This window comes from Methylobacterium sp. CM6247 (assembly GCF_054817925.1).
In genome coordinates this window covers 1,697,275-1,711,190 of the sequence record NZ_JBTXKX010000003.1, presented here as the reverse complement: position 1 = coordinate 1,711,190, position 13,916 = coordinate 1,697,275, and the positions used below count along the sequence as shown (strand labels likewise).

15 protein-coding genes are annotated in these 13,916 nt (G+C 67.4%); 5 read left to right on the top strand and 10 right to left on the bottom strand.

From position 1 onward, the window contains the following. The 5 genes from ACYQOP_RS08865 to ACYQOP_RS08845 all read right to left on the bottom strand — a co-directional run bounded on the left by ACYQOP_RS08865 (position 1) and on the right by ACYQOP_RS08845 (position 4,329). Positions 1-1,374, bottom strand: coding sequence for an O-acetylhomoserine aminocarboxypropyltransferase/cysteine synthase family protein (locus tag ACYQOP_RS08865; RefSeq protein ID WP_461222121.1), 1,374 nt, complete (start codon positions 1,372-1,374; stop codon positions 1-3). 385 nt (positions 1,375-1,759) lie between these two features. After that, positions 1,760-2,143: a hypothetical protein gene (locus ACYQOP_RS08860; protein ID WP_461222120.1), complete on the bottom strand. Its 384-nt coding sequence runs from the start codon at positions 2,141-2,143 to the stop codon at positions 1,760-1,762. Between the two features lie 89 nt (positions 2,144-2,232). Then, positions 2,233-2,442: a TOBE domain-containing protein gene (locus ACYQOP_RS08855; RefSeq protein WP_461222119.1), complete on the bottom strand. Its 210-nt coding sequence runs from the start codon at positions 2,440-2,442 to the stop codon at positions 2,233-2,235. An 8-nt stretch (positions 2,443-2,450) separates the two neighbouring features. After that, a complete protein-coding gene (gene modA / locus ACYQOP_RS08850; RefSeq protein WP_311275820.1) occupies positions 2,451-3,236 on the bottom strand; it encodes a molybdate ABC transporter substrate-binding protein in 786 nt (261 codons plus the stop codon). A 37-nt stretch (positions 3,237-3,273) separates the two neighbouring features. After that, entirely contained in the window at positions 3,274-4,329 is a 1,056-nt protein-coding gene (locus tag ACYQOP_RS08845; protein WP_461222118.1) for an NAD(P)-dependent alcohol dehydrogenase, read from the bottom strand. Between the two features lie 207 nt (positions 4,330-4,536). Between ACYQOP_RS08845 and ACYQOP_RS08840 the strand changes: the two genes are divergently transcribed. Further along, positions 4,537-4,887, top strand: a complete 351-nt coding sequence (locus tag ACYQOP_RS08840) for a winged helix-turn-helix domain-containing protein (RefSeq protein ID WP_207414140.1) — start codon at positions 4,537-4,539, stop codon at positions 4,885-4,887. A gap of 27 nt (positions 4,888-4,914) precedes the next feature. Here the strand turns inward: ACYQOP_RS08840 and ACYQOP_RS08835 are convergent, their stop codons facing one another. The 4 genes from ACYQOP_RS08835 to ACYQOP_RS08820 form a co-directional block, all read right to left on the bottom strand. Continuing rightward, positions 4,915-5,850 (bottom strand): alpha/beta fold hydrolase, encoded by a 936-nt coding sequence (locus ACYQOP_RS08835; protein WP_461222117.1) that lies wholly within the window; start codon positions 5,848-5,850, stop codon positions 4,915-4,917. 1 nt (position 5,851) lies between these two features. Then, positions 5,852-6,859: an SDR family oxidoreductase gene (locus tag ACYQOP_RS08830; protein ID WP_461222116.1), complete on the bottom strand. Its 1,008-nt coding sequence runs from the start codon at positions 6,857-6,859 to the stop codon at positions 5,852-5,854. A gap of 150 nt (positions 6,860-7,009) precedes the next feature. Next, positions 7,010-7,264 (bottom strand): hypothetical protein, encoded by a 255-nt coding sequence (locus ACYQOP_RS08825; protein WP_018041714.1) that lies wholly within the window; start codon positions 7,262-7,264, stop codon positions 7,010-7,012. A 56-nt stretch (positions 7,265-7,320) separates the two neighbouring features. After that, entirely contained in the window at positions 7,321-8,100 is a 780-nt protein-coding gene (locus ACYQOP_RS08820) for a site-2 protease family protein (RefSeq protein ID WP_461222115.1), read from the bottom strand. A gap of 219 nt (positions 8,101-8,319) precedes the next feature. Between ACYQOP_RS08820 and ACYQOP_RS08815 the strand changes: the two genes are divergently transcribed. The 3 genes from ACYQOP_RS08815 to ACYQOP_RS08805 all read left to right on the top strand — a co-directional run bounded on the left by ACYQOP_RS08815 (position 8,320) and on the right by ACYQOP_RS08805 (position 12,028). Next, positions 8,320-9,153 carry an alpha/beta hydrolase gene (locus ACYQOP_RS08815; RefSeq protein WP_461222114.1) on the top strand — a complete coding sequence of 278 codons (834 nt, stop codon included), beginning with the start codon at positions 8,320-8,322 and terminating at the stop codon, positions 9,151-9,153. Between the two features lie 10 nt (positions 9,154-9,163). Continuing rightward, positions 9,164-9,547 carry a restriction endonuclease gene (locus ACYQOP_RS08810; RefSeq protein ID WP_200919007.1) on the top strand — a complete coding sequence of 128 codons (384 nt, stop codon included), beginning with the start codon at positions 9,164-9,166 and terminating at the stop codon, positions 9,545-9,547. Between the two features lie 387 nt (positions 9,548-9,934). Further along, the gene (locus tag ACYQOP_RS08805) at positions 9,935-12,028 is read left to right on the top strand and encodes a TonB-dependent receptor (RefSeq protein ID WP_461222113.1); all 2,094 of its coding nucleotides are present in this window, start codon (positions 9,935-9,937) and stop codon (positions 12,026-12,028) included. Between the two features lie 61 nt (positions 12,029-12,089). Here ACYQOP_RS08805 and ACYQOP_RS08800 read toward each other — a convergent pair whose 3' ends face one another. Beyond that, a complete protein-coding gene (locus ACYQOP_RS08800) occupies positions 12,090-12,584 on the bottom strand; it encodes a lipocalin-like domain-containing protein (RefSeq protein ID WP_056422238.1) in 495 nt (164 codons plus the stop codon). Between the two features lie 208 nt (positions 12,585-12,792). Here ACYQOP_RS08800 and ACYQOP_RS08795 point away from each other — a divergent pair, with 208 nt between their 5' ends. Continuing rightward, a complete protein-coding gene (locus ACYQOP_RS08795; protein ID WP_461222112.1) occupies positions 12,793-13,914 on the top strand; it encodes an acyltransferase family protein in 1,122 nt (373 codons plus the stop codon). The last annotated feature ends 2 nt before the right edge of the window (positions 13,915-13,916 follow it).

The following is a 13,916-nucleotide window of genomic DNA, read 5'->3' as shown; positions in this document are numbered from 1 at the left end:
TCAGGCGGCCTTCGCGAAGGAACCGACCGAGGCCAGGGCCTGGTCGAGATCGGCCAAGATGTCGTCGATATGTTCGAGGCCGATGGAGAGGCGGACATAGCCGTCGGACACGCCAGTGGCGCGCTGGTCGGCGGGGGACAATTGCGAATGCGTGGTGCTGGCCGGATGGATGGCGAGGCTGCGGGCATCGCCGATATTGGCCACGTGGTAGAACAGCGACAGGGCTTCGATGAAGCGCTGGCCGGCCTCGCGCCCGGCAGCGAGTTCGAACCCGACGAGGCCGCCATAGCCGCCCTTGAGGTACCGTTCCGCCCGCTCGCGCGCCTTGCCGGTGGCGTGCGAGGGATGGATGACCCGCTCGATCTCGGGCCGGGCGGCGAGGTAATCGACCACTGCCTGCGCGTTGCGGCTGTGGCGCTCGATGCGCAGGGCCACGGTCTCCAGCCCCTGCAGGGTGAGGAAGGCGTTGAGTGGCGAGACGGACGGGCCGAGGTCGCGTAGCAGCCGGACCCGGGCGCGCAGGATATAGGCGATGGGCCCGAGGGGCTTGGCCGCCTCGGTCCAGACCGCGCCGTGATAGCTCGGATCGGGGGTGTTGAGGGCCGGCTGGCGCTGGGGGTTGGCCGCCCAGTCGAACCGCCCGCCATCGATGATCGCGCCGCCGATGGCGATGCCGTGGCCACCGAGATACTTGGTGGTGGAATAGACCACGATCGCCGCGCCATAGTCGAACGGGCGCGCGAGGAGCGGCGCGGCGGTGTTGTCGACGATGAGCGGGATGCCGAAGCCCCGGCCGATCTCGGCCACTTCCGCGATGGGGAAGACGGCGAGTTTCGGGTTGGCCAGCGTCTCGCCGTAATAGGCGCGGGTGCGGTCGTCGGTGGCGCGGCGGAAATTCTCCGGGTCGGCCGGATCGACGAAGCGGACCTCGATTCCCTGCTCGGCCAGCGTGTTGGCGAAGAGGTTCCAGGTGCCGCCATAGAGGTCGGTGGAGGCGACGATGTTGTCGCCCACCCGCGCGAGGTTCTGCACCGACAGGGCGGAGGCCGCCTGGCCCGAGGCCAGGGCCAGCGCCGCCGCCCCGCCTTCGAGGGCGGCGAGGCGCTGCTCCAGCACGTCGACGGTGGGGTTCGTCACGCGGGTGTAGAGGTGGCCGAGTTCCTTCAAGGCGAACAGGTTCTCGGCATGGGCCGTGTCGCGGAACTGGAACGAGGTGGTTTGGTGGATCGGCACCGCCACCGAGCCCGTGGTCGGATCGGCGCGCCAGCCCGCATGCAGGGCAATCGTCTCGGGGTGAAGCGAGGCGGGCCGGGGCGACTTGGGCCGGGGCGACTTGGGCCGGGGCGACTTGGGCGTCGTGTTCTGGTTCGACATGGGGTGGCTCCGGGAAAGGGAACGGGGCGGGGGCATTGGCCAAGGGATATCGGTCACCGCTTCGCAGAAGCGGTGTGATCCCGGCATCGACCGGAATGATCGGAACTACAGTTCCGTCGAAGATGAAGTCTATTCCGGCTTTCGACTATGCCGCTCGGCGACTGCTCAAGATGACATCCGTATCATGAGGCACGGGCCGTCCCTGTCAACGAAATGGAATTTCGATTTTCGAGGTGGATCGACACAAAGTCTTCGGCGGCGAGGGTGAGAGAAAGAAGAGACCGTTCAAACCCGGCATGAGCCCGCCTACCACCGCCGATGCGCGGGTAAGGCCAAGACGGCGCGGACCGTCGATGGACTCCCTACTGCCAATCCGGCCTGCCCCTCACCCCTGCCGTCGCTCGAACCGGAAAGGGCGGTGCTCGTCCTCGAAGGCTCGCATCTCGACCGTCCACAGCCCGCCATCGTCGCCGTCCAGGGTGAAGTGGAGTGCGTAGGCGGCACCGCCCTCCCCGGCGGGGTCGCGGAACTCGATCTCGTCCAGCCACCACGGCTCGTCTGCGAGGCCGCAGGCTTTCGTCTTGTTCACGAACAGGTCGAGATAGGCCGAGGCCGCGTCCCGCACGGCCGGGAGCGAGGCGGCGACCTTGGTCGCCAGGCCAGCCTGGACGTGGCTCACCTCGCCGTTCTCGTCGCCGAGGTAGAGGGTGATATGGTCGATCCGTGCGACCCAGGTGGCAGGTCCCATCCGGGTGAAGTTCAGGGCCACGGCGTCACCTCCCCTCTCACCTCCCATGCGGGGGACCGCCGCTCCCTGCGGAACGAAGGTACCGGCCAGGATGAGGTGGGTCGGCTCGTTCAGTCGACGGCGATCATCACGTCGGAGGATTTGACGACGGCATAGGCCTCGCCGCCCACGGCGAGGCCGAGCGCATCCACCGAGTCATTGGTGATCGAGGCGGTGACGACGGTGCCGTCGGCAATCTCGATCTTCACATGGGCGGTGGTGGCGCCCTTCTCGACGGCGACGATCTTGCCCTTGAGGGTGTTGCGCGCGCTGATCTTCATGACGTTTCCTATGGTTTTGCTGCGTTGGGGCCGAGGAGCGTGAAGCCCTGCGCCTCGAAGAACGGCCTCGCCTCGGCGCTCTTCAGGAAGGCGAGGAATTTCGCCGCCCCCTCCCCTTTGGCTTCGGCCGTGACGGCGAAGGGGTACACGACCGGTGGATGGCTGTCCGGCGGAAACACGCCCACGATCTTCACGCCCGGATCGGATCTGGCGTCGCTCTCGTAGACCACGCCCAGCGGCGCTTCACCGCGCGAGACCAGGAGCAATGCGGCTCGCACGTTGTCGGCCTGGGCGAGGCGCGGCTGCAGTCCTCCCCACAGGCCGAGCTTCTCGAAAGCGGCTTTCGCGTATTTGCCGATGGGCACCGAATTGACCTCGCCGGTGGCGAGACGCCCCTCGGGTCCGAGTGCGGCGGAAAAGCCCTCGGCGGTGAACGGCAGGTCGGCGGTCGCGGCGTCCTTCGGCGCGATGACGACGATGCGGTTGCCGAGCAGGTTCACGCGGGTCTCGGGACGGATGAGGTTCTTCTTTGCGAGGTAGTCCATCCATTCGAGATCCGCCGAGGCGAACAGATCGGCCGGGGCACCGGATTCGATCTGCCGCGCCAGGGCCGAGGACGCGGCGTAGCTCGCCTTCACCTCGACGCCGCTCCTGGCGGTGAAGGCCTTGCCGGCATTGTCGAGGGCGTTCTTCAGGCTGGCGGCGGCGAAGACGGTGGTTGTCTCGGCCGCCCTGGCGGCAGGCGCCAGAACGACGAGGCCGGCGAGCATTAGGGCACGGAGGGCGTGGCGCATGGAGGGGAGCTTCCCGAAAGCAGACAGGGACGGGTCGTCAGGCGGCTTTCGGCAGCGACGCCATGTCGATGACGAAGCGGTATTTCACGTCGCTCTTGAGCATGCGGCCATAGGCCGTCTCGATCTGGTCGATGGGAATGATCTCGATGTCCGAGGTAATCCCGTGCTCGGCGCAGAAATCCAGCATCTCCTGCGTCTCGGCGATGCCGCCGATGAGCGAACCGGAGAAGTTGCGGCGCCGCCAGATCACGCTGAAGGCGTTGACGGCGAGGGGCTTTTCCGGTGCGCCCACCTGCACGAGGGTGCCCTCGCGCTTGAGCAGGCCGAGATAGGCGTTGATGTCGTGGTCGGCCGCCACGGTGTCGAGGATGAAGTCGAAGGTCTCGCCCTGCGCCGCCATGGCGCCGGGATCCTTCGAGATCACCACCTCGGAGGCGCCGAGCCGCCTCGCATCGGCCTCCTTGCCGGGCGAGGTGGTGAACAGGACCACATGCGCGCCCATGGCATGGGCGAGCTTGACGCCCATATGGCCGAGGCCGCCGAGCCCCACGACGCCGACCTTCTGCCCGGCCTTCACGCCCCAGTGGCGCAGGGGCGAATAGGTGGTGATGCCCGCGCAGAGGAGCGGGGCGACGGCGGCGAGATCCAGGTTTTCGGGGATGCGCAGGACGAAGTGGCTGTCGACCACGATATGGCTCGAATAGCCGCCGAACGTGTGCCCGCCGGTCTGCGGCTCGGGACCGTTATAGGTGCCGGTGAAGCCGGGCACGCAATACTGCTCCAGGCCCTCTCTGCAGCTGTCGCACTCGCGACAGGAGGCGACCATGCAGCCGACGCCGGCGAGGTCGCCCGCCTTGAACGCCGAGACATCCGCGCCGACCCGCGTCACCCTGCCGACGATCTCGTGGCCGGGAACGCAGGGGTAGAGCGTGCCGCCCCATTCGTTGCGGGCGGTGTGCAGGTCCGAGTGGCAGACGCCGCAATACAGGATCTCGATCTCGATATCGGAGGCGCCGGGGTCGCGACGCTGGAAGGTGAAGGGCGAGAGCGGCGCTTCCGCGCTGGTGGATGCGTAGCCGGTGCAGGTGAACATGCTCGTATCTCCGCGATCTGCTGGCCGAGGCGGCCCTGTGCCACCCCGCCCCATCCTCGCCCGACCCCGTCATCGACGGAAGTCCCGGCCAAGCGCTATATACATTCGGATATATCGGTTGCTCAAGGATTGATCGCCCGACCGCCTGGCCTATCGTCGATCCTCACCGGAACGGTTCCAGGGCGTGGGCCGGCGAGGGGCAGATAGATGGCGACATTGAGCATCCGGATCGATCTCGGCCCCGGGAACCGCCTCGGCCCCGGCAAGGTCCGCCTGCTCGAAATGGTCGCCGAGCACGGCTCGATCTCCGCGGCGGGACGGGCCATCGGCATGTCCTACAGGCGCGCCTGGACGCTGATCGAAGCCTTGAACACCGGTTTCGGCCGACCGGTGGTCGAAGCGCAGATCGGCGGCAGGAGCGGCGGCGGGGCACGGCTCACGGCCTTCGGAACGGCTCTGGTCCGCGATTACCGTGCCATCGAGGCGGCGGCGGAGAAAGCCGCCGCGCCGTACCTCGACGCCCTCGACCGGGCGGCGGTTGCGACGGGGCATCGATGAGCGAGTAACGCTCCCCAGCGGCACCGGTCACGTCGCGTCTCTCCGCCTGCGCTCGATGTCCAGCGCCGCGTCCATCACCGCGTCGACCTCGAAATGGTGCAGCATGTGGCCGAGCCCATGCAGCCAGCGAAAGGTCGCGCCCGGAATCAGGCGCGCGGCCTGACGCCCATGGACCAGCGGGTTCGTGACGATGTCGGCGCTGCCGCATAGGATGGCGACGGGCACCCGGCAGGTCGCGTAACTGATCGCGCTGCGGGACAGATCCCCCCACAGCAGATTGGCGTTCTCGCCATCGGCGACGAGGCGGCGGTGCTGGCCGGCGAGCCGGAAGGGGAATTCGGCGGCGAAACGCTCCGGCATCCCCTGCGGCAGGAACATGGCCCGCCACAGCAACGGCATCAGCATCGCGTCGCTGCCCGACAGCATCCGCGACAGCGTCTCACCGCCCACCGGGCTGGCGCGCGGCCCGAACAGAATCTGTTCGAGGCGCAATTCGGGAAAGCAGATCGGCGAGATGGCGACCACGCCGCCAACGTCGTCGGGATGAGCCATGCCGAAGGCGAGGCAGACCGCGCCGCCGAAGGAATGGCCGACAAGGATGGGTCGGGTCAGCTGCAGGGCGCGCGAGACCTCCCGCAGGATATCGGCCTGCCGCCAGAGCGACGCGTCGCTCAAGCGGACATGCTCGCTCTCACCATGGCCGGGCCGATCGATGGCGACCACGCGGAAGTGCCGCGACAACACTTCCATGGGCCCGAGCCACATGTCGTCCAGGGTCATCACCGCGCCGTGGACGAGGATGAGGTCCGGCCCCGACCCTGCTTCCACATAGGCGATCCTCGGCCCGTCCGGGATGTCGAGGAAGCGGCGTGGCGGCACAGCCCCCCATCGCGTCACCGGAGGGGGAGACGCTTCGAGGAGAGCTGCATCGCGGCTTGGTTCGGCATCGATCCTCAACGCCACCTCAGTATCGTCTTCCGGGCAAAGACTTGCGGCCGAGGATCACGGCGGCGGTGGCGGCGAGGCCCGCCACGGTGCCCATGGTCACGAGGGGATGCAGGGTCGCCCGGGTATAGGTGCTCGTCCGCATGACAGGATAGGGCGGCGCGCCCCTCACCTCGCCCGCGCCGCGCGGGGCGTGCAGGGCCCCCTCGGATTGCTCCGCCGGCTCCGAGCGCTTCTGGAGCGCGATGATGGAGGAGGCCAGCCGGTCGTAGGCGCCGGGGGCGAATTCCTTGCCCATGACGAACAGCTTGCCGCCACCGCCGACGATGATGTCGCGCTGGCCATGCTCCGCCGCGTGAAGGATCGCGTTGGCGACCTCCTCTGGCGGATAGATGGGCGGAGGCAAAGCCGGCCGCCGGTCCATGTAGTTGCGGGCCCGGTCGGGGAGTGGCGTGTCGATCGAGGCCGGCTTGATCAGCGTGACGGAGACCGGTGCGTCCTCGGCGATCAACTCCATGCGCAGCGTGTCGGTGAAGCCCTTCACCGCGTGTTTCGAGGTCGCGTAGAGGCCCTGGAGCGGGAAGGCGAGGTCGGAGGCGATGCTGCCGACATTGATGAGCGCTCCCCCGCGCCGGCGCAGGTGCTCGACCGCGATCAGGGACCCGTTCACCGTGCCCCAGAGGTTGGTCCGGATGAGCCGCTCGTGGTCCTCCTGGGCGATCTCAGAGAGCGGCCCATAGACGGTGAGGCCGGCGACGTTCACCCAGGTGTCGAAACCGCCGAAGGTCGCGATGGCGGCGTCGGCGATGGCCTGGACATCCTCGCGGCGTCCCACATCCGCCACGACGGAGGCGGCACGGCCGGCGCCGCCGAACTCCTCGCGAAGGCGCGCGAGGACGTCCGCGCTCCGTGCGGCGAGGACGACGCGGGCGCCCCGCGCCGAGGCCATGCGGGCCGTGGCGAGGCCGATGCCGCTCGATGCCCCCGTGATCACGATAACCTGCTCGCGCAGGGGTTTATGTTTCATGGGCGCGTTCTCCCGGTCACTGCAGGGGTTGGAAAATCTCCAAACCTACGCATGAGTCGGGAATGCGTTGCCGGCAGCGCCGGCCTGCGCGGTTTTCACGCGCGCGCCAGCATCGGCCGCCGGTGAGCTTCTCAGCCCCCGGTGAGACTCTCAGCCCCCAGTAAGACTTTCGGCGAAATCGTCGGGCACCTCGCCGAACTGGCCGAGGATCGTCGCGCTTTCGAGCTCGCCGGTCTCGTCGTCGGCGACCACCTTCAGGGCAGCGGTGCCGGGCAGGCGGCCAGACATGGCCTCCGCCTTCTTCAGGGCGCCGCTCTCCGTAGGTGCCACCTCGCGGTCACCGGGCACGAGGCGCTTGCGCTTGATCACGAAGGTCTGGACCACGAACGTCGTCTTCAGGGCCATAGCCGTCTCCGTGGGCCGTACCGCCCTCCCTGCCTCATAGGCCGGGCGCGGACACCTTACCAGAGACGGATCAGGCCGTAGCCGTCCCGCGCGTCCACGATCTCGATGCCGAGAAGGCCGATGAGGAGGAGGCTTACCCGGAACACCACCGGGCCGAAGGCGCCGGAGAACAGGAAGAGACCCGCCAGGATCAGGCTGACATGTCCCGCCAGCGGATCGGCGAAGCGCCGCACCGGCTCGGGCAGCCAGGGCTGAAGGATGCCGTAGCCGTCGAGGCCCGGAAGCGGCAGCAGGTTGAGGATGATGGCGGTGCCCTGGAACAGGGCGGAGACGGCGAGAACCGCCCGCAGCGTGTCGGATTCCTCGCCCGTGAGGGAATAGAGCACGGCCAGCGCGAGGAGGACGAGGCCGTTCATCGCCGGGCCGGCCGCCGAGACTGCCGAGATCCAGAGCTTGCTGGACAGGAGATGGGTGTTCACGAACACGCGCCCGCCGGGAAATCCGATCCCCCCGAGGATCGTGAACAGCAGCGGCAGGACGATGGAGGAGAGCGCGTCGGCGTAGAGACGCGGGTCCAGGGTGAGGTAGCCGCTCTGCGGGATGTCCGTATCGCCTCCTTTCCAGGCGACGAAGGCATGGCCGAATTCGTGCAGGCACAGGCTGAGCAGCCAGCCGGCCATCACGAAGACGAACGCCACACCCGAGCCCGCCACGGCGCCGGTGCCGATGGCGAGGCCGGTCCCGAGGAAGATCAGGGCGATCAGCAGGAAGTTCGCACTGGGGCCGATCGGCACGGTCGCGGCGCGAACCTGGCTCGGCGGAAGCTCTGACGACATCTCACCCCCGATGGAGCCTCGGACCGACGGACCGGCGGCGGCGGGTCGAGTTCCCAAATTCCGCCATGTCCAAACGCCTCATACGCTCGTAGCGCCGCGCGAGGCACCGTCGCATCGCGGGAGCTTCGTGCGCATGACACGATAAAGTGGTGGTCTCAACAGCGCACCGTCACCGACCGCCCTTCTCGACCACTCTTCCATGAGCCAAGCCCGTCACGCATGACCCTGCTCCGCGTCATCCTGCTCCTCGCCCTCGGGCTCTCGGCCTCGGTCCTCGGCGCCCTGTTCCTGTTCCAGCGTCATCTCATCTATCCCGGCGCTTTCGGGAGCGGTTTCGGCGAGGGCGAGCGCGGGGTGCCGGCCGGGACGGAGGCGATCACGCTGAATACGGCCGACGGCCACCGCCTCTACGGCCTGTGGCGGGCACCGGAACCCGGACGCGGCGTGGTGCTGACCTTCCACGGCAACGGCTCGCTGCCCGAGCCACATGCCGCGCGGTTCTCCAACGGGGTCTGGCGCGCCGCTGGCTGGGGCACCCTCGCCATCGCCTATCGCGGCTATCCGGGCTCGACCGGCTCACCGAGCGAGGCGGGCCTCATCGAGGACGGGCTGGCGGCCTACCGCCTCGTCCGTGACCGCGCCCCGGACGCACCGATCCTGCTTCACGGCCATTCCATGGGGGCGGCAGTGGCCGTGGCCGTGGCCGCGCGCGAGCCGCATCTCGGCCTCTATCTCGAAGCGCCGTTCGTCTCCCTCACCCGCCTCGTCGGCGAACACTTCCCGCTGCTGCCCCGGCTGCTCCTGCGCGATACCTGGCGCTCGGATCGCCGCATCGGCGAGGCGACGGGGCGCATCCTCATCGTCCACGGCACCGGCGACCCCGTGATTCCCGTGGCGCATGGGCGCGACCTCGCGGCCCTCGCCGGGACCAGGGCGCGGTTCGTCGCCGTGCCGGGCGATCACGTCTCTCTCCTCGGCCAGCGCGACGCGGAGGCGGAAGCGACGTTCCGTCCCGTCAGGAGTGCCGAGCCCATTCCGGCCATGCCGCGTTGATAGCGGCAGGATGGGAGACGGGAATTTGGGACGACGCGCCCGGCAATGGCGGGAGGACGAGGAGACCGGGAACCGCTCGTCCGGCCCCACGATCTGCCCGCTCTGCGAACGGCCGATCCCGCCGCGCGCCAAATCGAGCCTGCACCACCTCACGCCCAAGCTGAAGGGCGGCGCCAAGGCCGGCACCGTCCGCCTGCACCAGATCTGCCATTCCGCGATCCACGCCCGCTACAGCGAAGCCGAGATCGCCCGTCGCCTCGCCGATATCGAGGTTCTGCGGGCCGATCCCGAGATCAGCGGCTTCCTCGCCTGGGTGCGGACCAAGCCGGACGATTTCCACGCCGCGACGCGGATGACGCGGGCGCGCAAACTCTCGCGCCGCAAGGTTTCCTGACGCCCCGCCATCCGCCTCGATGGTCGCCCCCGCACGGTCGTCGGGCGGGTGGTCGCCGCTCCGTAAAGTCGGCTGTTTTTCTTTAGAACAATTCGTTTTTGTTGCTCCGGAAGCACGCAGCCTTAGCAACGATTCCCAAGTCCTTGCTCGGTTTCATGTAATAAATTATCCGCTTGCGTATACACAAAGTCGTTCCCCCAAATTTTTGAATCTTCAATGCGCCGGACCCGAGCCGAAAGCTCGCGTGCCCGTCGCAAAAGCAGGAATGCAACGGTGCGTAAGCGCGTCTCGACACTGGCAACAACCCTGAGTTACTCCGCAATCGGCGCCGCCTCGCTCGGTCTCGCTTGGATGGGATCATCCTCGAGCGCGTGGGCGCAGACCGCGGTGCGGCTGGACGAGCTGTCGGTGGAGGCCTCGTCCGGCGCCGCGGGCCGGGGCAGTTCGGGGTCGGGGCGCCTGGGAGACCTGCCGCCCCCCTATGCCGGCGGTCAGGTGGCGCGCGGCGGTTCCCTCGGGATCCTCGGCACCAGGGATGTGCTGAACACGCCCTTCAGCACCGTCAACTTCACCCACCAGGTGATCCAGGATCAGCAGGCGCGCACTGTCGCCGATACGCTCATCAACGATTCCTCGGTGCGCCTGACGACGGGCAGCAACGGGTTCGACGATACGTTCCAGATCCGCGGCTTTCCCGTTCAGTCACAGGATGTGGGCCTGAACGGCCTGTACGGACTGGTCCCCTCCAACCGCGTGGCGGCGCAATACATCGAGCGCATCGAGCTGCTCAAAGGGCCCGGTGCCTTCATGTACGGCATCCCGCCGGGCGGGAGCGTCGGCGGCAGCATCAACATCGTGACCAAGCGCGCGCTCGATATCCCTTTCGTGCGCGTCACGCCGCAATTCATCAGCGACGGCAATTTCGGCGTCCATGTCGATGCCGGTACCCGCGCCGGCGAGAACAAGGAATGGGGCATCCGCTTCAACGGCCTGGGCCGGACCGGCGAGGCCTCGATCGACAACGGCAACCTGCAGAGCGGCATCGGCGCCCTCTCGCTCGACTATCGCGGCGAACGCCTGCGCTGGGCCCTCGATGTCATCTCGCAGAACGAAGACACCAAGAACTTCCGGCCCCAGCTGAGTCTACAATCGGATATCCCCTTCATTCCCCGGCCGCCCGATGCAAGAGGCAACTGGTTTCCGGGGACGCAGCTCAAGCAACGCGACAACACCGTCGCCTCCTTCGTGGAATACGACCTGACGGATTGGCTGACCGCCTATGGTGGAATCGGCTATCGCGCGGGCTCCAATCAGCAGACCTTCCCGGATACGCGCGTCTTCGGGTACTCGAACGGAGTCGATGCTCTCGGCAACTTCCGGCTCATCAACGCCTTCTACGATTCCGAGAGCAGCACGATCAGCGGCAATGCCGGCGTGAAGGCCCGGTTCGACACGGGCCCCATCAACCACTCGCTGAACCTCGTCTTCACCGGGTTCAATCGGGAGGACGGCTTCGCCTATGTGTCGAACACACCCGGTGAATCGGTGCCGTCGAACATCTACCGCCCGGCAGCGCTTCCCGTGGTCACCGGCGCGCGCCTCGATCCGCGCCGGTCGTCCGACACGTCACTGACGAGCGTCGCCGTCGTCGACACGATGTCGGCCTTCGACGATTCTCTGCTGCTCACCGCGGGCGTCCGCTACCAGATGGTGAACCAGAAAAGCTACAACACCATCACCCAGGCACGGACGAGCGAATACGATTCCGATGCCACATCGCCCCTCGCCGGCATCGTCATCAAGCCCTGGCAGAACGTCTCCCTCTACGCGAACTACGCCGAGGGATTGACGACGGGCACCATCGTCGGTCCCGGCTTCAGCAATGCGGGCGCGATCCTCAGCCCCTACAAGTCTGACCAGCAGGAAGTCGGAATCAAGGTCGATTGGGGGACCATCACGACGACGGCCGCGCTCTTCCAGATCAGCCGGCCCAATCTGGTCCAGACCGCCTCCGGTGCCCAGGACTACAATGGCGAACAGCGCAACCAGGGCCTGGAACTGTCGGCCTACGGCGCCATCGCGCCCAACCTGCGCGGGTTCGCGAGCGCGACCTTCCTGCGCCCCGAACTGACCAAGCCGATCGATCCCCTGCGGCGGGGGAACGACGCCGCCGGCGTGTCCGACCTCACCGTCTCTGCCGGCCTCGAATGGGATACGCCCTGGGTACCGGGCCTCTCTCTCAACGGCCGGGTGATCTACACGTCCGGCGCATACCTCACCGACGCCAACACCTTGCGCTTCCCCGACTGGACGCGGGTCGATCTCGGCTTTCGCTACGCGACGCTGGTCTATGACAGGCCCATCACCTTCCGGTTCAATGTCGAGAACGTGGCCGACAACCGCTATTGGCTCACGACCGGCACCTTCGTGACCGTCGCATCGCCCCGGACCTTCATCCTGTCCGCCTCCCTCGACTTCTGATGCCGTAGAACCGGGCGGGGCTCGGCGAGCCCTGCCCGCGAGCCTCCCCAGGCCGGGGCGATCATCGAGGGTACCGCTCCCAGACGAGGGTGAGAATGCTCGTCTTGCCGTCGACGTTGAACTTGAAGGGAGGGGTCGTCAGGATGATCTTGCCATCCTTCAGTTCCACATCCCTGACCTGCGAGGTTCCGCTCCACGCTTCGTTCCACGACGTGTCGATCGCGTGCGTGATCCTTTGTCCATCGAGCGTGTACGTGCCGGCATAAGCGAAGAACGTCTTGTGCAGGTGGATACGATCTTCGTCGGTCATCTTGTCGTTGGCGATGGGTTTCGTGCGGCCCTCGAAGGCGCAGATGACCATCATGCGCCCGTCCTTGCCGTAGGTGAGCCAACCGCTGGGGCGGGGTCCGCCATAAGCATCGAGCGTCTCGTTGGTGTCGACGATCTTGCGGGTGGCGCTCGCGAGGCGCCACGTTCCATGAATGTCGTGCGCTTCGAGCGCGACGGCAGACGAGGCGACGAAGCACCACGCTGCGGCGGGAACGCATAGTTTCACGAATCCCTCCCATGTCTTTCGATTCGCCACCGGCGAAGCGCAATAGATTATGCGAATACTTGACATTCCGCCATGACATCGAGGCCATCGCGATGTGAAATGGCCATTATGGACCGCTCTGCGATCCGAACCTTCGCGTTGACCGGGCCTTCGGCATCGATCAAGGAAAGCTGCATCACAGGCAGCCGGCCTTGATTCCGGATCGGCCATGCTCGTCCCCGGATTGCGACGGAGTGCAGCTTTGGCCCCAGCGACCCTAATCCCAGGCCCCGAGGAGGGGCTGAGACTCGCCTGGGTCGACGTCGCCAAGGGCCTGTGCATTGTGCTCGTGGTGATGATGCACTCGACCCTCGGCACCGGCATGGACATGGGTGGCGAGGGCTTCCTCCATACCGTCGTCGCCTTCGCCAAGCCGTTCCGGATTCCCGATTTCTTCCTGCTGTCGGGCCTGTTCGTCGGCCGCGTGATCGACCGGGACTGGCGTCTCTTCGCCGACCGGCGGGTCGTCCACTTCGCCTATTTCTACCTGCTCTGGGTGCTGATCCAGTCGACGGTGAAATACGGCCAGATCGTCGACGGCGGCGGGCCGGGGGCCTTCCTCGCCCATCTCGCGCACGCTCTGGTGGAGCCCTATTCGACCCTCTGGTTCATCTATCTGCTCGCCGTCTTCTCGGTGCTGACGAAGCTCCTGCGCCGCCTGCATCCGGCGCTCCTCCTCGGCGGGGCCGCCCTGCTGCAGAGCCTCCCCCTCGAAGGTCATTCGGATCTCGTCACCGAATTCTGCGGCCGCTACGTCTGGTTTGTCGCCGGCTACTTGTTCGCGGCCCGGATCTTCCGGTTCGCCGACCTCGTCCGCCGCCACCCCCGCGCCGCGCTCGGCGGCCTCGCGGCCTGGGCATTGGTGAACGGCCTCTTCGCCTTCACCGCTACAGGCCACGAGACCTTTCCGACCCTGGCCAGCCTGCCCCTCGTCAGCCTCGCCCTCGGCGGGGCCGGGGCGCTCGCCATCGTGGCCGTCGGCGCATTGCTCACCCTCGCCGGGGGGCCGGTGACGGCGGCGCTCAGAGCCTGCGGCGAGCGCTCGATCGTCATCTACCTCGCGTTCTTCCTACCCATGGCGGCGACCCGGACGCTCATCGTGAAGACCGGCGCCATCGCCGATATCGGGCTGGCCAGCCTCGTCGTGACCCTCGTCGCCGTGCTCGTCCCCCTCGCCATCGAACGGGTGGTGCGCCACACGCCCTTCGTCTTCCTGTTCCGCCGCCCGGCAGCGCTCCACATCGTCGCCGAGACGCCGCCGCGATCCGCGAGGACGGCGGCAACAGGCTGAAA